This window comes from Nitrobacter sp. TKz-YC02, assembly GCF_049852135.1.
GTDB classification, from domain to species: Bacteria; Pseudomonadota; Alphaproteobacteria; order Rhizobiales; family Xanthobacteraceae; genus Nitrobacter; species Nitrobacter vulgaris.
The window spans coordinates 2082078-2100068 of sequence record NZ_CP180728.1; the positions used below are offsets into that span (position 1 = coordinate 2082078).

The 17991-nt window shown below is 59.5% G+C and carries 15 protein-coding genes; 1 reads left to right on the forward strand and 14 read right to left on the reverse strand.

What is annotated here, in order from left to right; all coding sequences use genetic code 11:
- Window positions 1–43: 43 nt before the first annotated feature.
- Together dnaE and pyrF are read right to left on the reverse strand one after the other, a co-directional pair.
- Window positions 44–3550 (reverse strand): DNA polymerase III subunit alpha, encoded by a 3507-nt coding sequence (dnaE, locus tag ACM561_RS09860; RefSeq protein WP_425904770.1) that lies wholly within the window; start codon window positions 3548–3550, stop codon window positions 44–46.
- 821 nt (window positions 3551–4371) lie between these two features.
- Window positions 4372–5094 carry an orotidine-5'-phosphate decarboxylase gene (gene pyrF, locus ACM561_RS09865; protein WP_425909702.1) on the reverse strand — a complete coding sequence of 241 codons (723 nt, stop codon included), beginning with the start codon at window positions 5092–5094 and terminating at the stop codon, window positions 4372–4374.
- 231 nt (window positions 5095–5325) lie between these two features.
- Between pyrF and ACM561_RS09870 the strand changes: the two genes are divergently transcribed.
- The gene (locus tag ACM561_RS09870) at window positions 5326–5577 is read left to right on the forward strand and encodes a DUF3551 domain-containing protein (protein ID WP_425904771.1); all 252 of its coding nucleotides are present in this window, start codon (window positions 5326–5328) and stop codon (window positions 5575–5577) included.
- Between the two features lie 36 nt (window positions 5578–5613).
- Here ACM561_RS09870 and ACM561_RS09875 read toward each other — a convergent pair whose 3' ends face one another.
- The 12 genes from ACM561_RS09875 to nuoN all read right to left on the reverse strand — a co-directional run bounded on the left by ACM561_RS09875 (window position 5614) and on the right by nuoN (window position 17979).
- Window positions 5614–6312 (reverse strand): ABC transporter ATP-binding protein, encoded by a 699-nt coding sequence (locus ACM561_RS09875; protein WP_425904773.1) that lies wholly within the window; start codon window positions 6310–6312, stop codon window positions 5614–5616.
- A gap of 7 nt (window positions 6313–6319) precedes the next feature.
- Window positions 6320–7600 carry a lipoprotein-releasing ABC transporter permease subunit gene (locus ACM561_RS09880; protein ID WP_425904774.1) on the reverse strand — a complete coding sequence of 427 codons (1281 nt, stop codon included), beginning with the start codon at window positions 7598–7600 and terminating at the stop codon, window positions 6320–6322.
- 73 nt (window positions 7601–7673) lie between these two features.
- Window positions 7674–8993: a proline--tRNA ligase gene (gene proS / locus ACM561_RS09885; protein WP_425904775.1), complete on the reverse strand. Its 1320-nt coding sequence runs from the start codon at window positions 8991–8993 to the stop codon at window positions 7674–7676.
- A gap of 261 nt (window positions 8994–9254) precedes the next feature.
- The gene (locus ACM561_RS09890) at window positions 9255–9788 is read right to left on the reverse strand and encodes a YcnI family protein (protein WP_425904777.1); all 534 of its coding nucleotides are present in this window, start codon (window positions 9786–9788) and stop codon (window positions 9255–9257) included.
- Window positions 9785–10327 (reverse strand): copper chaperone PCu(A)C, encoded by a 543-nt coding sequence (locus ACM561_RS09895; RefSeq protein ID WP_425904778.1) that lies wholly within the window; start codon window positions 10325–10327, stop codon window positions 9785–9787. The genes ACM561_RS09890 and ACM561_RS09895 overlap by 4 nt, the downstream gene beginning before the upstream one ends.
- 83 nt (window positions 10328–10410) lie before the next feature.
- On the reverse strand, window positions 10411–12609 hold the full coding sequence (locus ACM561_RS09900) for a TonB-dependent receptor family protein (protein ID WP_425904780.1): 2199 nt from the start codon (window positions 12607–12609) through the stop codon (window positions 10411–10413).
- Window positions 12610–12699: 90 nt separating this feature from the next.
- Window positions 12700–13071 (reverse strand): DUF2946 domain-containing protein, encoded by a 372-nt coding sequence (locus tag ACM561_RS09905; RefSeq protein ID WP_425904781.1) that lies wholly within the window; start codon window positions 13069–13071, stop codon window positions 12700–12702.
- A gap of 206 nt (window positions 13072–13277) precedes the next feature.
- The gene (locus tag ACM561_RS09910) at window positions 13278–13553 is read right to left on the reverse strand and encodes a DUF1467 family protein (protein ID WP_425904783.1); all 276 of its coding nucleotides are present in this window, start codon (window positions 13551–13553) and stop codon (window positions 13278–13280) included.
- A complete protein-coding gene (gene mce, locus ACM561_RS09915) occupies window positions 13553–13957 on the reverse strand; it encodes a methylmalonyl-CoA epimerase (RefSeq protein WP_425904785.1) in 405 nt (134 codons plus the stop codon). The genes ACM561_RS09910 and mce overlap by 1 nt, the downstream gene beginning before the upstream one ends.
- Before the next feature lie 103 nt (window positions 13958–14060).
- Window positions 14061–15731 (reverse strand): ribonuclease J, encoded by a 1671-nt coding sequence (locus ACM561_RS09920; protein ID WP_425909704.1) that lies wholly within the window; start codon window positions 15729–15731, stop codon window positions 14061–14063.
- On the reverse strand, window positions 15731–16543 hold the full coding sequence (locus ACM561_RS09925) for a biotin--[acetyl-CoA-carboxylase] ligase (RefSeq protein WP_425904786.1): 813 nt from the start codon (window positions 16541–16543) through the stop codon (window positions 15731–15733). Before ACM561_RS09925 ends, ACM561_RS09920 begins: the two co-directional genes overlap by 1 nt.
- Window positions 16543–17979: an NADH-quinone oxidoreductase subunit NuoN gene (gene nuoN / locus ACM561_RS09930; protein WP_425904788.1), complete on the reverse strand. Its 1437-nt coding sequence runs from the start codon at window positions 17977–17979 to the stop codon at window positions 16543–16545. The genes ACM561_RS09925 and nuoN overlap by 1 nt, the downstream gene beginning before the upstream one ends.
- Between the last annotated feature and the right edge of the window lie 12 nt (window positions 17980–17991).

Consider the following 17991-nt stretch of genomic DNA (forward strand, 5'->3'; position numbering starts at 1 on the left):
ACGCAAGGCAATCCGACCCCGCCGGCTGCGCGGCCCGGGCCGGTCAGACGGCCTGAACGTCCACGACCCCCGACACCGCCTTGATCGCGCCGGCGATCTGAGGCGAAACCCGAAAGCGGCCCGGAAGCTTGATCTCCACCTCCGTTTCAAGGTCCAGCAACATCACCAGCGAGACGTCACCGTCGCCGGCTTGCCTTGACGCTGAAACTCCGGCGACCCCGGCCGGGTCACCGCTTTCGTTTGCCAGGAGACGTTTTTCGATCGACTCGAGCGGCTTGGAATCGCGCAGGAAAATCCGCAGACCCTTCTGTGTCTTGGCCGCGGCATCGTCGAGCGGCTCGGCACGGGACACCCGCGCCCGCACATCCTCCCCCTGCAACTCCGCGTCGAGTTGCAACAGCACCGCTGCTCCCGGCTCAAGTACGTCCCGAAATAGCGCCAGACCTTCTGAGAACAGCACCGCCTCGAAATGGCCGGTCGGATCGGACAGGCCGATGATGCCCATCTTATTACCGGTCTTGGTTCGCCGCTCCGTCCGCGAAAGCACCGTCGCAGCCACCTTGCCGGCGGTCGCCCCAGCCTTCACCGCGCGGGAAAATTCGACCCAGGACTGGACGCGCAACCGCTTTAGCGCTGTCGCATAGTCGTCGAGCGGATGTCCCGAGAGAAAAAATCCAACCGCCTCGTATTCGCGTCTCAGCCGATCAGCAGGCAGCCAAGGCTCCGCCCGAGGCAGCATGATGTCGGGCGCGTCCGCCATGCCGCCGAACATATCGTTCTGGCCGAGCATCGTTGCCTCGTGACTGCGCTGGCACGCGGCAAGGATCGCCTCGGCGCCGGCGAACACGCGGGCGCGGTTGGGCTCGAGCGCATCGAACGCTCCGGCGGCTGCGAGGCTTTCGATCACGCGCTTGTTGATAGCGCGTGGCGGCACCCTGGCGGCGAAATCGGCCAGCGAGGTGAAAAAGCCGTTCTTGCGGGCTTCGACGATCAACTCGACCGCGTGCGCGCCAACCCCTTTCAGCGCGGCCAGCGCATAACAGATGACGCCTTCGTTCACCTCGAAGGTCGCGCCAGAACGGTTGATCGACGGCGCTTCGACCTTGATGCCCAGGCGGTGGGCTTCCGCGCGAAATTCCGAAAGCTTGTCGGTGTTGCTCATATCGAGCGTCATTGACGCCGCCAGAAACTCGACGGGGAAATGCGCTTTCATATACGCCGTCTGATAGGAGACGAGCGCATAGGCCGCCGCATGGCTTTTGTTAAATCCGTAATCAGCGAATTTCGCCAGCAGCTCAAAGATCGTTTCCGCTTGGCCTTTGGGAACGCCGCTTTTTACGGAGCCGGCAACGAAGATCGCGCGTTGCTTTTCCATTTCCGCACGGATTTTCTTGCCCATCGCCCGCCGCAGCAGGTCGGCGTCTCCGAGCGAGTAACCGGCCATAACTTGGGCGATCTGCATCACCTGTTCCTGATAGATGATGACGCCGAAGGTTTCCTTCAGGATCGGCTCGAGCATTGGATGAAGAAATTCCGCCTCTTCCTCGCCGTGCTTGCGCGCGCAATAGGTCGGAATATTCGCCATAGGCCCCGGCCGATACAGCGCGACCAGCGCGATGATGTCCTCGAAACGGTCCGGGCGCATGTCCACCAGCGCTCGCCGCATACCCTGGCTTTCAACCTGAAACACGCCGACCACGTCGCCTTGCGCCAGCATCTGGTAGCTGGGTGCATCATCGAGTGGCAGTGTGGCGCGATCGACGTGGATATTGCGTTGCTTTAGCAACTTCACCGCAACGTCCAGAACAGTCAGCGTCTTCAGGCCGAGAAAGTCGAACTTCACGAGGCCTGCCGGCTCCACCCACTTCATATTGAACTGAGTCACCGGCATGTCAGACTTTGGATCGCGATACAGCGGCACGAGTTCGCTCAACGGGCGGTCGCCGATCACGATGCCCGCCGCATGGGTCGAGGCGTGGCGTGTCAGCCCCTCGAGGCGCTGGGCGATATCGAACGCGCGCGCCACCACGGGATCCTCATCGCGAAACGCTTGAAGCTTCGGCTCCCCTTCGATCGCCTGCTTCAACGAGACCGGCGCTGCGGGATTTTGCGGCACCAGCTTGGTGAGCTTATCCACCTGACCGTAAGGCATCTGCAGGACGCGACCGACGTCGCGCAGCACGCCGCGCGCCTGTAGCGTGCCAAAGGTGATAATTTGCGCGACCTGATCGCGACCGTAGCGCTTTTGCACGTAGTCGATGACCTCTCCGCGCCGTTCCTGGCAGAAATCGATGTCAAAGTCCGGCATCGATACGCGTTCGGGATTGAGGAAACGCTCGAAGAGCAGGCCGAACCGGATCGGATCGAGATCAGTGATAGTAAGCGCATAGGCCACCAATGAGCCGGCGCCGGAACCGCGTCCGGGCCCGACCGGGATTCCCTCGGACTTGGCGTACTTGATGAAGTCCGCAACGATCAGGAAGTAGCCCGCATAATTCATGCGAGTGATGACGTCGAGTTCAAAACCAAGGCGCACGTCGTAGTCGTTCTCCGCCATTCCAGTCGAGACGCCGTGCACCGCCAGACGTTTCGCAAGCCCCTCTTCCGCCTGCCGCCGCAATTCAGCGGCTTCATCGTTTTTGCCTTCTGCCGCGGCGGCGTCGGAAGCCACCGTAAAGTTCGGAAGGATCGGCTTGCGTGTCATGGGCCGGAACGCGCAACGTTCTGCGATTTCAACCGTGGACGACAACGCTTCGGGGATGTCGGCAAACAGGACAGCCATTTCCCCGCGGGTTTTGAAGCGATGATCGGAAGTCAATTGCTCGCGTTCGGTCTCCGCAACCAGGCGGCCGCCGGCGATACACAGCAAGGCGTCATGGGCTTCATAATCATCGGAGGTGGCAAAATACGGCTCGTTGGTTGCAACCAGCGGAAGGCCCTTCGCATAAGCGAGGTCGATCAACGCACCTTCGACTCGCCGTTCCTTGTCCAGGCCATGACGCTGCAATTCCACGTAGAGCCGGTCGCCGAAAATCCTGGCGAGTTGATCGCAGCGGGCCATCGCAAGCGTTGAATGATCGGCGTTGAACGCCAACGCCACAGGGCCCTCCGGCCCGCCGGTCAAGGCGATCAAACCTTCGTTCTCATCCCGAAGCCACTCCCAACTGATGTGCGGCCTGTAATGCACCGGCGTTTCGAGGAACGCCCGGGAGTTCAGTCTCATCAAGTTACGATAACCGGCCTCGCGCGTTGCCAGCAGGACGATTCGGGCAAACGGAAGCGCATTCCGGGCATTAGCGTCCTGATCTCCGAAATCAACTGCCAGTTCACAGCCGATGATCGGCTGAATGCCCTGGCCCGCGACTTTGTCGGAGAACTCCAACGCACCGAACATATTGTCGGTATCAGTGAGCGCCAATGCCGGTTGGCGATCCGCCTTGGCGAGCTCCGCCAGCTTCTGGATCTTGATCGAGCCCTTCAACAACGAATAGGCCGAATGGACATGCAGGTGAACGAAACCTGCGTTAGCCGCGACGGTTTTCTGGATCATGGCTTTGAGCAATCATCGGGGCGAATCGGCACAGGCCGACCCGCAGCGAATGAATGGTGAGGGCTTGCACCTAGTGAGTCCATTCCAAACCCCCACACCGACACAGCTGTTCTCACTTTCCCCAGTCCGCCGGACCTCGTTCACGAAAGTTGAGGAATAAGCTGCGCCCAGACGGCAACCATTCCGACGAACAGCACGATCGACGCCAGCGCCGACGCCTCCTCCACAAACATTCTCAACATGGTTAGGCCCTCCTCTGACTAGAACATAGGAGGAACACTGTTCTCTTTATGTTCTAAAAGTCAAGTAAGGCCGACCTTTGAAAAAATCCCTTGGTTAATGGCGCGTGGTTTTGCCGACCACCATCACTTGCGTGGCCGCTTGGTCAATTTGTACGACCACCACGCCGTTGCGTGGTTCCAGCTTTTGATGGGGAGGCTACAGACGTCACAATCCGCATGCCCCGTGTCCTTAAACGGACTGGTATAGACCGTCACTGCGTAGACGGCGCCGCAACCAGAACAGGTATATTCACCGCCGTCGCGGCTTCGCACGCCAGGTTTGAGTTTTTGAGCCATAAGGGGCGGATAGCGCTCCTTGCTCCACTTCGCAAGTCGTTTCGTTCGCTGCGAAGCGAAAAACTACTAAAGGTTCAGGCACGGCTTAGCTGAGAAAAAATGACCTGCCGTATCTCGCGTGGTTACCGCCGAACTGGAAAAGCCGGGTCGGGATTCCGAAGAGTCTTTCATTTGACGCGTTTTCTTCACGCGAACCGGATTCCACTTCGCTCGAAAACGCTTCAGCCTTTCGTGAGATAAGCCTTAATCCGGGCGCAACGCATCCGCCATTTCCTGAATGATCGCTTGCGCGGCGGCTTTTGGATTATCCGCGGCGTAGATCGGCCTGCCCAACACCAGATAATCCGCCCCCGCACGCATGGCTTCAAACGGGGTGGCCACCCGCTTCTGATCATGCCTGGCGCCGCCGCTCGGGCGGATACCAGGCGACACAATCATCAGCTTGTTGCTGGTCTGCTTGCGAAGCTCGGCGACCTCTAAGGCCGACGCGATGACGCCATCGACTCCAACCTCAAGCGCCCTCTTCGCGCGTGCAACGACCAGGTCTTCGACGCTGCATTCGAATCCCATTTCCTTGATATCATCGGCATCCATGCTTGTGAGCACAGTGACGCCGAGCACCTTCATGTCGGAATTGCCGCGACCGGCGACGGCTGCTTTCATGATGCTCGCAACGCCATGCACGGTCAGGAAGGTGATCTTCAACTCGGCTGCCTGGGCGACCGCGCGCTGAACGGTCTCTGCGATGTCGTAATACTTGTAATCCAGGAAAACCCGTTTGCCCTCCGCAATGAGTTCCTTGGCAAATTCGTTTCCGCCGACGAGTTGCAGTCCTAAACCGACCTTGAAAAAAGAGACTTCGTCGCCCAGGTCCCGAACGAGCTTCCTTGCATCCTCGATATTCCAGTAATCGAGAGCGACAATCAGCTTCTCACGAGCGAGATCAAGATAGTGTGAGCCGGTCATGCCGCGGGCCATCTCAATGCTTGTCACAGGACCTCGAACGTTCGAGGATTGGTTAGCCTGACACCGAACTTTTGAAGTTTTGCGTTTAGCGAGATGGAACTACTTCAGGCGAGGATATATATCAATATACGGGGCAGTCACACGCCCACCTGCAAGCTATGCCACTTGATAACTTGATACGCGGCCAAAAAGCGAAAGTGCTTATCAGTTCATTCATTCAGGACTCATTTGATGCGCGGAACTTTCATCGCTCTAGCTCTGATTTTCTCGTGCGCCACAGCTAACGCCCAGAACTGGGACCCCCGTTATCCGGTCTGCCAGATGCTTTACTCACCGGTCACGATGAGTGACTGCCGCTTTGAAACCATGGAGCAATGTAGAGCGTCAACAAGGGGCTTGTACGCCCAATGCATGGAGAACCCCTATTTCGCCAGCACGCCGGATGATCGGAGGCGGCCACGACGACGACACCACTACCAATAATCAAGACGAAAGTCGGCGCCGTCTGGTCAAATCGCCTCAGTCGAGTTCGACCACGTGACCGTTCTCAAGCGATACCCGCCGGTCCATCCGATCTGCGAGTTCCAAGTTGTGCGTCGCGATCAGCATTGCCACCTGCGTCGCTTTCACGAGCTGCATCAGCGCATTGAATACGTGATCCGCTGTTTGGGGATCGAGGTTGCCGGTCGGTTCATCCGCAAATAGCACCCGCGGTGCGTTGGCAACGGCTCGTGCGATCGCAACCCGCTGCTGTTCTCCGCCGGATAACTCCGCCGGACGATGGGTGACGCGGTCCTCGAGCCCGAGATAGGCGAGAATTTCGTGTGCGCGCTTGACCGTCTCTGCGCGTTTGAGACCCCGGATCATCTGCGGCAGCATAACGTTTTCAAGCGCGGTGAATTCCGGAAGAAGACGGTGCGACTGATAGACGAACCCGATATCGGTGCGCCTTATCTGCGTACGCTCCACGTCCGAGAGCCCGGACGTCGCGGTTCCTCCGATATAGACCTCCCCTGCATCCGGGCTTTCGAGCAGCCCGGCAATATGCAGCAGGGTTGATTTGCCCGATCCCGACGGAGCCACCAGCGCGACGGACTGGCCCGCCCACAAGGCAAGCTTCGTGCTGTCCAGAATGGTCAGTCTCGTTTCACCCTGCGTATATTGACGCCTGATATCGTGAAGATAAACAACCGGTACTTCCTTCGTCTCTTGCTCCATGTCGGGCTCACTCGTACCGCAGGGCATCGACGGGATCGAGCCGCGCCGCGCGCCATGACGGATAAAGAGTCGCGAGAAACGACAGCGTCAGCGCCATGATCACAACGGCGCTGGTCTCCCGAACATCGATTTCGGCCGGCAGTTTGGACAGGAAGTAAAGCTCAGGTGAGAATAGCTCCGTGCTGGTAAGCCATGAGAGAAATTCGCGGATCGACTCGATATTGAGACAGATCACGAGCCCCACGACAAAGCCGGTAAGTGTGCCGACGACGCCGATTGCCGCCCCCGTGATCAGGAAGATGCGCATGATCGCTCCCTGAGAAGCCCCCATGGTGCGCAAAATGGCGATATCGCTCCCCTTGTCCTTAACCAGCATGATCAGCCCTGAAACGATATTCAGCGCCGCGACCAGGACAATCAGCGTCAGGATCAAAAACATCACATTGCGTTCGACCTGGAGCGCATTGAAAAACGTCGAATTCCGCTGCCGCCAGTCGACCAGGAACACCGGCCGGCCCGCGGATTCCGTTACCGATTTGCGGAAGTCATCAATCTTGTCCGGATTATCCGTATAGACTTCGATCGCGGTGACATCGTTGGCGCGATTGAAATAAGCCTGCGCTTCCGCCAGCGGCATGAACACGAACGTGGAATCGTATTCGGACATCCCGATCTCGAACACCGCCGCGATCTTGTAGGGCTTGATGCGCGGAGTCGTGCCCATCGGAGTTACGGCCCCGCGCGGTGCGACCAGCGTCACGCTGTCGCCTGCGTGCAGCGAAAGCTGATCGGCAAGACGCCGGCCGATGGCCACGCCTTGTCCCTCGTCGAACCCATCGAGTGTTCCCTGTTTGATATTCTGGGCGATGGAGGTGAGATTGTTGAGGTCATTAGCCCGGATGCCCCGGACGAAAACACCGGCGGCATTATACGGCGAAGACGCGAGCGCCTGACCATCGACGACAGGCGCGGCAAGCCGTATCCCCTGCACTTGACTGACACGGTCCGCAACGTCCTTCCAGTCGGTGAGTGGCGACTCCAGCGGCTGAACCAAAAGGTGCCCGTTCAGGCCAAGGATCTTGCTGAGGAGTTCCGTGCGAAAGCCATTCATGACGGCCATCACGATAATCAGCGTGGCCACGCCGAGCATGATGCCGAGGAACGAGAAGCCGGCAATGACGGAGATGAACCCTTCCCTCCGCCGCGCTCGCAGGTAGCGCCCGGACAGCATCCATTCAAAGGCGGCAAACGGCTTGGTCCGAAGCGGTTCGTTCATGGTCTCATCCATCGTTCGATAATCCCATGATTCGCGGCCAATTGTGGCCGGAATGGCATTGAATGCCGCGCGCGGTGGATAATCGCTACGTCATCAACCGCGCAGCCGCATCCTCCAGCGCGACACTTTCACGTAACCCATCCCTGCGGCGCTTGATTTCGACCTTGCCTTCGGCGAGCCCCTTCGGGCCCACCATCACCTGCCAGGGAATGCCTATCAAGTCGGCGGTTGCGAACTTCGCGCCTGCCCGCTGGTCGGTGTCGTCGTAAAGCACGTCAACTCCCTTGGCGGAGAGTTCGCGATAGAGCCGTTCGCAGGCCGCATCAGTATCACTGGCGCCTTGTTTCAGATTCAGGATCGCCACCGTGAACGGCGCCACGGCGTCCGGCCACTTGATGCCGGCCTCATCGTGACTGGCCTCGATGATCGCGCCGACGAGACGGGAGACCCCCACTCCGTAGGAGCCGCCATGGATCGGCTGCTCGACGCCGTCGGGGCCGGCCACCAGCGCCTTCATCGACTCGGAATACTTGGTGCCGAAATAGAAGATCTGGCCGACCTCAATGCCGCGGGTATGAACGCGTCTCTCTTCCGGAACCTCGCGCTCATAGCGCGCCCCATCATGAACGTCCTCTGTCGCGGCATAGGCTGTGGTCCATTGCTTGACGATCGGCGTCAGATCGCCATCGTAATCCACATCCATGTCAGGAACCGGAAGATCGAGAACATCCTTGTCGATATAGACGCCGGATTCTCCGGTCTCGGCGAGAACGATGAATTCATGACTGAGATCGCCCCCGATCGGGCCGGTCTCCGCCCGCATCGGAATCGCCTTCAATCCCATGCGCGCGAATGTGCGCAAGTAAGCGACGAACATCCTGTTGTAGGATCGCCGCGCGCCAGCTTCATCGATATCGAAGGAATAGGCATCCTTCATGAGGAATTCGCGGCCGCGCATGACGCCAAAACGGGGGCGCTGCTCGTCACGGAACTTCCACTGGATATGGTAGAGGTTGAGCGGCAGGCTTTTATAGGAACGGATATAGCCGCGGAAGATCTCGGTGATCATTTCCTCGTTGGTCGGACCAAACAGCAGCTCGCGCTTGTGGCGATCCTGAATCCGCAACATCTCCGGCCCATAGGCATCGTAACGCCCGCTCTCGCGCCAGAGATCCGCGAGTTGCAGCGTCGGCATCAATAGCTCGATCGCGCCGGCGCGGTTCTGCTCCTCGCGCACGATCGCCTCGATCTTCTTGAGCACCCGAAGACCCAGCGGCAGCCAGGCATAGATGCCGGCCGCCTCCTGGCGTATCATGCCTGCCCGCAGCATCAGCCGGTGCGAGACTATCTCGGCTTCCTTCGGGGTCTCCTTCAGAATCGGCAAAAAGAACCGCGACAATCGCATGGGCAGGCCTGGAATCGCTTGGGGACACGGACACTGGCAGTGAAACCGGATCGGCCAGCAAAATACAAGGTCTGCAAGACGACAAGCCGCGCAAAAGCGACGGAATTTCCCGCATCTGAGTCGCAGGCGCACCGACGAAGCGTCGCTCGCTGGATCACTGACGATCAGGCTATCGTCGGCCCGGTCCACAGCCTACGACAGTACTGTCACCAAAAACCAGCACCACACTGCCCGCGCAAAACGTCTTGCCGACCGCGGGTCTCAGGGCGCGGCTTTCAGCCGGATTACCGGCGCGGGCGTGCGTAGTTTCTCGGAGGTCCGCCCCACCTGCGGGATTTCGATCCAGCGCTGGTCCCCCTGTTCGCACTCCTGCACAGCGGGGAAATAAAGGCTCTGCCCCGTTTTATCCGGAAGTCGGACGACCAGACCGAACGTGTCATAAAGGTTGTCCGGCAACGGACCACCACGCCAGGTGACCTCCTCCACGACATCCGTGACGGTTTTTCCGTGCGGCCCTTGTGCCGGTGTATCGAGCTTTCTGCTCTTGATTTCGACATTCCAGCCCGGCTTCATCTGCGGTTTCGCCGACAGAATGCCGTCCGGCAACTTGATCCGCAGCGCCGTGGTCGCGCTGCCGTTGCAGCCGTGCGGCACGGTAAAGGTGAGATGCGCATAGCTGTCCGCGGGTGCATCCGCCGGCTGGACTGTGACATGCGCCAGCGCTGCGTTACACGAAATCATTGCGGCAGCCGCCGCAATGGCCGAGCCGATCCACGATCCTAACGCGCGCGTCACTTCTCGCCTCCATCCTGTGAATGATCCGGCATCTTTTTCATCATCGCTCCACCGGCCGGCACGCCCGGCGCTCGCGCACCGATGCCTTCCACATCGAGCGTGACCGCGACGTTGCCGGCCTTTTCGAATTCGAGCGTCACCGGCACCGTTTCTCCCTTTTTGAAGGGATGCTTAAGATCGACCAACATCAGGTGATAGCCGCCGGGCTCCAACTTGACCGTCTTGCCCGGCTCGACGGTGAGGCCACCCTCGACCTGATGCATTTTCATCACGCCGTTGCTCATGCTCATTTGATGAACTTCGAGCTTGCCGGCTGCATCGGTCGAACCGCCGACAAGTTTATCGGCAACCGCACCTTTGTTCTCGATGGTGAGATATCCGGTACCGACCTTGGCGCCGCCCGCCGTGGCACGAGTCCAGGGCTGAGAAATCACCAGATCGCCGACGCTGGCGGATTCAGCGTGGACCGGCATCACCAAGCCAAGCGCAGCAATCGCCACGGCGCCGATCATGTCGCGAAGCGCCAAACATGATTTCATCACGTTCTCCTTTTGGGTCTGTCACAAAGGATCGTTCGGTTATAAGCACTGGTCGAAAAATGCCGATGAGCGCGTATAGGCGCTCACCATCGCACCTTGAAACCAGCATAGACCGCACGCCCGAATCCAGGTTCAAACAACGGTGAGTTGGCGTTGGCACGATCGATGATCGAACTGGAAGCGATGTAGGCCTTGTTGCCGATGTTGCGGGCCTCGACGTAGCCAGAATACCTGCCGCCATCGTCAAAACCGGTTTTCAGTCCATAAATCGCATAGCCGTCCGTGCTCAGCGTGTTCGCGCTGTCCACATAATAGCCTTGCGGCACCCATTCGATATTCGGACCGATGTAGAACCCGTTCGGATGCTTGTAGAGCAGTTCGCCTCGGACGAAGTGGCGCGGCGCTCCAGGCAGCAGATTATTGCCGAATACCGGATCATTGCTGAAACGGAAATCGCTGAAGGTATAGGCAATGTTGAGCCAGAGCCGGTCCGGCCGATCGCCGCGCACGAAAAGATTGCGGAAGATCGCCGCGCCTGCGCCGGCCTCTATGCCCTGATGCATCGTGCGATCAGCGTTGGTGACGTTGCAGTTACCGAACGCGCTGAATAGACAAAGCAGTTCGTTGTGGATCTGCGCTCGGTAGTACGTCAGCTCCCAAGTGGCGTCAGGCCGCCCCGCGCGCGTGCCTATCTCGTACGTCGTCGCGCGCTGCGGCCGAATGCTGGTAAAAGGAATGGTCGGAATCCCGGGACCGATCGCACTCTCGCCGTAGCTCGGCACTTCCGCGCTGCGCGAGATGTTGGCAAAAGCCTGCCAGGTCGGATCGATCTGCCATAATAACCCGCCCTTCGGGCTCCACAGGCTGAACTCCGTCCGGCCCGATTGATCGCCGTTGCTCAGGAGGCGGTCTTGCCTGTCGCGCGTCGCGTAAAGAAACTGCGTGCCCGCTACCGCGGCGACGTTCGGCAGGAAATAGAACGAATCCTCGGCATAGACCGAAGTGTTCTTCGAGCGGTCGATCGACGACCACAGCAGCGCTCCCTTCTGGCCGGCGAGATTGGCGAACTGTTGATTGTCGATCCGGCCATTGATCACGTTGACGCCCGCCACCAGCCGGTTGCGGAAACCACCGATCACGCGGTCATCGACCGCTCGCACGAACGCCCCATAGTCCTGATAGTGATAATCAAGCCATTGGAAGATCGGGTGCATCAGGTGGCGATCGATCCCGAATGCACCGAACTCCACCGTCGTATTGTCGAACCGCATCGTGGTCTTGTTACCTATACGCACGGAATCGATATTTCGCTGCCAGTCGCCTGTAAGGTTGTTCACAGCGGCGGTCTCAGGTGACGTCAGCGCCGAAAACTTGCTGACGCTGCCGGGGATGCGTTGCCGCACACTGTTGGCGTTGAGATAAAACCGCGTCTCGAAATCCGGCGAGAATTGATAGCCGACGTTGCCGCTGAGGCGCGTCGCCTGGCCGAAGCTGTGATCGCGAAAGCCATCGCTGCTCTGCGTCGCAGCCGTGATAAAGCCATCCCACGGACCGTTGTTGCCTCCGGCTTTGGCCTGCATCCGCCGGAAGCCGAAAGCGCCGGCATCGACGCTGACGCCGTTGATGAACGGGTCGCGGCCGGACGGCGTCACAAAGTTAATGGCGCCGCCGAGGGAATTGGCGCCGAAGCGCAGCGCATTGCCACCCTTGAAGACTTCAACATACTTATAGGCGGTCGGATCGATTTCCTGGAAATCGCCATAGCCGTCGGACGTGTTGATCGGGATTCCATCCATATAGAGCTGCACGCCACGTAGATGGAAGTTACGCGACAAGCCCGAACCTCGGATCGACAGCCGGGTGTCGTCGCCCCATTTCGGCTGGACGAACACGCCGGGCACGTATTCCAGCACGTCCTTGATGGTGTTGGCGACGGTCGAGTTCTTGTAGGCATCGGCTATCACCAGCGCGACGCCGCCGGGCGTCTGTTGGATTTCCCGCAGCGCCTGCTGCGCGGTGAGGACCGTCAACGATCCGGGGACGGCTGCTGGAGCAGCGGCCTGCGACGGGGCCTGTGCATGACGAATGGCTTGATTTGACCGCGACGTGCTTCGCATGGCGCGCTTCAACTGAGGTTTGTCGGGCTGGGCCGCCATGACTGTTACCGCCGGCAGCGTTACTCCGGATTGCGCGAAAGCCGCGGAAGGCAACATGATCGCAACGGACGTCGCGAGCACACGGCGAAGCCCGCTGCCTCCGACGGAGGCAAGGCAATTGAACATGATAATTTACCTGATACCGGACATTCGCCCGGAGCGTTCGAACGGATTCGGATCGCTGCAAGATCGCAGCAATCGTTCAAAATTCACCGATCAGGAAATAACGGGAGGACCACGCGCTTGCGCGTTGGAGCCGACCGCCGATGGCGGCAGGACGAAGGTCAGATCGCGCCAGCGGACCGCGTTGGCATTTCGTTCGACCTCGACAATGGAGGCTTGCGGGTCAGCAGTTGGGGTCGCGCTACTGCCGACACAACATAATGTACAGCACGCGCCGCTTGCCTTTTGATGGTCCGCCTGACTGTCTTGCGAAACGCTGCCGTCAGTGGCGTGGGAACAGATGGCGCCCGCAGTCAGATCACCGGTGGTGTTGCTCAACGCCCGGCAAGCGGCGATTGGTGCGAAAATCTGCACCAGCATCGCAAACATGACGATCGGAAGAAGCCTTCCCAGCCGCCGTCGCATGATCCCCTCAGCCGTTCGCGTTGAGAGCTACCATGGCCGGAGTCGAGTGTCGAGCCGATATCCTACAGGTTGGCGGACGGATGTTCGAGCAAGCACACGACCACAACGCTCTGCGGTTTCGTATTCTAACGCCGGCCCGGCCCTTCTCTTGAATGCACCAGTATCCGACGCCGCGCTGGGACAGCGCGCACAGTACTTAGCGAAAGCTAATCCGAAAAACCCATCAGTCGCGACAACCGCGCCACATTCAGCAGGCCTGAATAATACGCCCAGGCCGCGATACCATAGAGCGTCAGTGAAATAATCGTGGTCCAGATCACTTTGCGCAGCATCAACGCCCTCACAGGGGCTCCGGGATCGGTGCCCGGAGCATGCTCGCCGTCTTCATGCTGGCTTCGCACACCGAACGGCAGCATCAGAAACAGCGTTATCCACCAGAAGACAAAATAGATCGCAACACCGGAGAAAATTGCGGAAACCATCAGGATTGCTCGATCTCGACAAGCGCGCCGGAAAAGTCTTTCGGATGGAAGAAAAGCACCGGCTTGCCATGCGCACCAATCTTGGGCTCACCGTCGCCGAGAACGCGCGCGCCCTCTGCTATGAGAATATCACGAGTCGCGACGATGTCAGGAACCTCATAGCAGACATGGTGAATACCGCCATCCGCATTACGCTCGACAAACTTCGCAATCGGAGACGTCTCGCCGAGCGGCTGAATGAACTCGATCTTCGTATTTGGCAGAACCGCGAACACTGTGATCACCCCATGCTCGGGCAACGGCAGCGCGGCAGAAATTTCCGCGCCGAAGGCGGCGCCGTAAATCTTTGCCGCCTTTTCGGCATCTCTGACGGCGATAGCCACGTGATTGAGCCTACCCAGCATGTCATCTCGCAATGCAATGGTTGGATTTAGTTTCGTCGCACCTGCACCACATCCACATTCACGTCCGGGAAACACCGTCAAGGGGCGGCGTTAATCCACTGCACTAGATCACCAGAACGTGAATATAGCAGAGCGGCTTCTTGCCCCACTCTTCCGCGACTGCTGCCCGCACCGCGCGGCGCACTGACTCGGCCATCGCATCCGGATCGCGCCGCCGAGTCCGCGGCAACTCTTTCACCGTCGAGACCACCGTGTCGAAAACGATGTCGTCGAGTATCTCGCCGGCCATGTTCTTCTCCGGTATGCCGACGAGATCAACTTCGGGATCCTCAACCAGTTCACCTTTGTCCGTGACAGCAATTGCCACGAACACGCAGCCGGCAAATGCCATGCGCCGCCGCTCGACGACCGCGCGCGACTTTGAATCCTCCAGGATGGAGCCATCCTTGTAAAGCCGCCCTGCCGGCAATTCATCGATGATGCCTGGGTCTCCTGGCCCAAGCCGGACCAGATCGCCATTCTTGCAGATCAGAACTTTCGGCACGCCTGAAGCACGCGCCAACTGCGCATGTTCGGAGAGATGCAAAGCCTCGCCGTGCACCGGGATCAGCAGACGTGGGCGAACCCAGGAAATCATGTCCCGTAGCTCGTCGCAGCGTGGATGGCCGGACACATGAACAAGTCGGGTGCGATCGGTAATGACCTTGATGCCCTGCGCCACAAGACCGTTGATGATAGCGCCGACAGCTTTCTCATTGCCGGGAATGGTGCGTGAGGAAAAGATCACGGTGTCGCCACCGTTCAGCGTCACCTCCGGATGATCGTCCCGGGCGATGCGGGCAAGTGCCGCCCTCGGTTCGCCCTGACTGCCCGTGCACAACGCCAATACTTTGTCCGCTGGAAGGTGGCCATAGACTTCGGCGCTGCGGAATTCCTGCACCCCGTCCATATGCCCGGTCTCGCGCGCGACTTGCACCACGCGCGCCATTGCACGGCCGACCACCACGACCTCGCGTTCTGCCTCACGCGCGGCATCGGCCACCGCGCGCAGCCGTCCGACGTTGGACGCAAACGTTGTCACCGCAACTCGGCCCTTGGCGGCCTTCACCAATTCCGCGATGGTTTTGGCGACTTCGATTTCAGACGGCGAACGCCCATCCCGCACCGCGTTGGTCGAATCGCCGATCAGCGCCAGCACGCCCTCGTCGCCAAGTTCGCGAAAGCGCCGTTCGTCGGTCGGCGGGCCGATGATGGGCGTCGGATCGATCTTCCAATCGCCGGTATGCACAACAATTCCAGCTTCCGTATGGATCGCAAGGGCATGGGACTCCGGAATCGAGTGCGCCACCGGAATGAATTCCACGCCAAAGGGGCCGATCTCGATACGCCCTCCCGAAGGTACGACAGTCACAGGTATGTCGGGCGAATTGCGTTCGGCGGCGCATTTGGCCTCGAATAAAGCTGCGCTGAATTTGGTCGCGTAGATCGGGCATCTCAGACGCGGCCACAAATCGATGATTGCGCCGAAGTGATCCTCATGGGCGTGCGTCAGCACCAAGCCGACGAGGTTCTTTCGTTCCTGTTCGAGAAACCGGATGTCCGGCATGATGAGATCTATGCCCGGCAAATGTTCCTCGTCGCCGAAGGATACACCGAGATCGACCGCCAGCCAGCTGCGCTGATGACGATTGCCGAGCCCGTAGATCGACAGGTTCATGCCGATCTCACCCACGCCTCCGAGCGGGGCGAACATCAACTCATCAGGCCGCGCTATCATGTTGCTCCGACCGAGGCTGCCGTGCCGAAATGCACATCACCGGCGGAGACGGCAACTCGCTTACCGTCGGAGGTCGCAACGATCAAACAACCGTTTTTGTCGATGGTATCAAACAGGCCGGATACCGTTGACGGGCCGGACTGGACCGAGACCTGTTGGCCGACGCCGGCCGCCCGATCGAGCCACAGGCGCCTGATCTCGCCAAAGCCACGACCCATGTCCCAGATCGCGCGAAATTCAGCCCAGGCCTCGGTCAGCGCGCGAAATAAATCCTCCGCGCCGATGTCGATGCCGAGGTCCCTCAACGCAACCGCCGGATACTGCATTCCCTCAGGCGCAGCAATCACATTGGTGCCTATGCCGACAACAACGGCCAGACGGTTATGTGCGACCATCTCGGCCTCCAGCAGGATTCCCGCGAGTTTCCTCCCACCTGCCAACACATCATTCGGCCATTTCAAATGAAACGTCACCTTCTCCGAAACTGGAGATCGCATGCGCGCTTCAAGGCTGACTGCTTGAAGCGCAGCTTCGAGCGCCAACCCTGCCGCAAAGCTCAGGGTTGCCGCTACGGCAGGTGAGGTATCGATAACCTCTAGTACGCTGCTGGCCAGATTGCCCCGAGGGGAGATCCAGCTACGCTGCCGGCGACCGCGTCCCGCGGTTTGTTCCGCCGTTACCAGCCAGATCGGACCGGTCTCGCCCGTTCGCGCGCGCACCAGCGCTTCGGTGTTAGTCGAGCCGATGCGGTCAAAAACCGCGAGTCGGTAACCAGCCGATGCAGCTCGTGGACCGAGCGAGAATGCCATTAGAACAATGATTTCGCAGCCGCCGTGGCTGCGCTGACCAAGGGTCCCGGATACACGAAGAACAGCATGTTAAAAAGCGCCGTCGCAGCCACCACCGAACGCAATTCGATGTGCACGGCGTCTGTCGCCTCGGCCTGCTCGTCGAAATACATCATCTTAATCACATTGAGATAGTAGAACGCGCCGACGACACTGGTGATGACGCCGATCACGGATAGGGCAAACAATCCTGCCTTGATGGCCGCGCTGAAGACATAGAATTTAGCAAAGAATCCAGCCAACGGCGGAATACCGGCGAGCGAAAACAACAGCATTGCAAAGAAAAACGCCAGCAGCGGATTGGTTCGCGATAGTCCCGCGAAATCGCTGATCTGTTCCAGGGCCTGACCGTTACGGCTCATGGCGAGAATGACAGTGAACGCCCCGAACGTCATCACGGTATAGATGACCAGATACAGCACGACGCCCTGTGCGCCCTCGACCGTGCCGGCAGCAAGGCCGACCAGCGCAAAACCCATATGGCCGATCGACGAATAAGCCATCAGGCGTTTGATGTTGCGTTGTCCGATCGCGCCGAACGACCCCAGCGCCATGGACGCGATCGCCACGAAAACCACGATCTGTTGCCACTCGGCGACGACCCCGGAGAATGCCGTCAGCACCACGCGGGTAAACACAGCCATCGCCGCGATCTTCGGCGCCGAGGCGAAGAATGCCGTGACCGGCGTCGGCGCGCCTTCATAAACATCGGGCGTCCACATGTGGAACGGCACCACCGACACCTTGAAACAAAGGCCCGCCAGCAGAAAGACGATGCCGAACACAACACCGATGCTACCCGTCTTCGCAGCGGCTGCAATGCCGGCAAAGCTAACCGTTCCCGTGAAGCCATAGATTAGCGAAGCGCCATACAGCAACATCCCGGACGCCAGAGCGCCAAGGACGAAGTATTTCAAACCCGCTTCGGTTGACTTGACGTTGTCACGGTTGCTCGCCGCTACCACGTAGAGCGCAAGGCTCATCAATTCGAGCCCGAGATACAGCATGATCAGGTCGGCCGCCGAAATCAGCACCATCATGCCGACCGTCGAAAGCATCACCAGAATTGCGAACTCGAACATCCGACGGGACTGGTCCTCGAGAAACTCCCGGGACAGAACGAGCGTCGCCGCAGAGCCGAGCAAGGCAAGTATCTTCAGAAACCGAGCGAACTCATCGACGATGAAGCTGCCGCCGAACGTCATCAGCCTGCCGTGCGGCAACAGATACTCAATCACGCCGGTCCCGATCAGAAAACAGATCGCAAGACCGGTCACGAGGCCGGTTGCACGCTGGCCGCACCATGCCCCTATCAACAGCAACACCATCGCGCCGACCGCCAGAACAATTTCCGGCAATACGGGGAGCAGTTGATACCCAGCGGCCTCAAACATCATAGCTGGCATCCC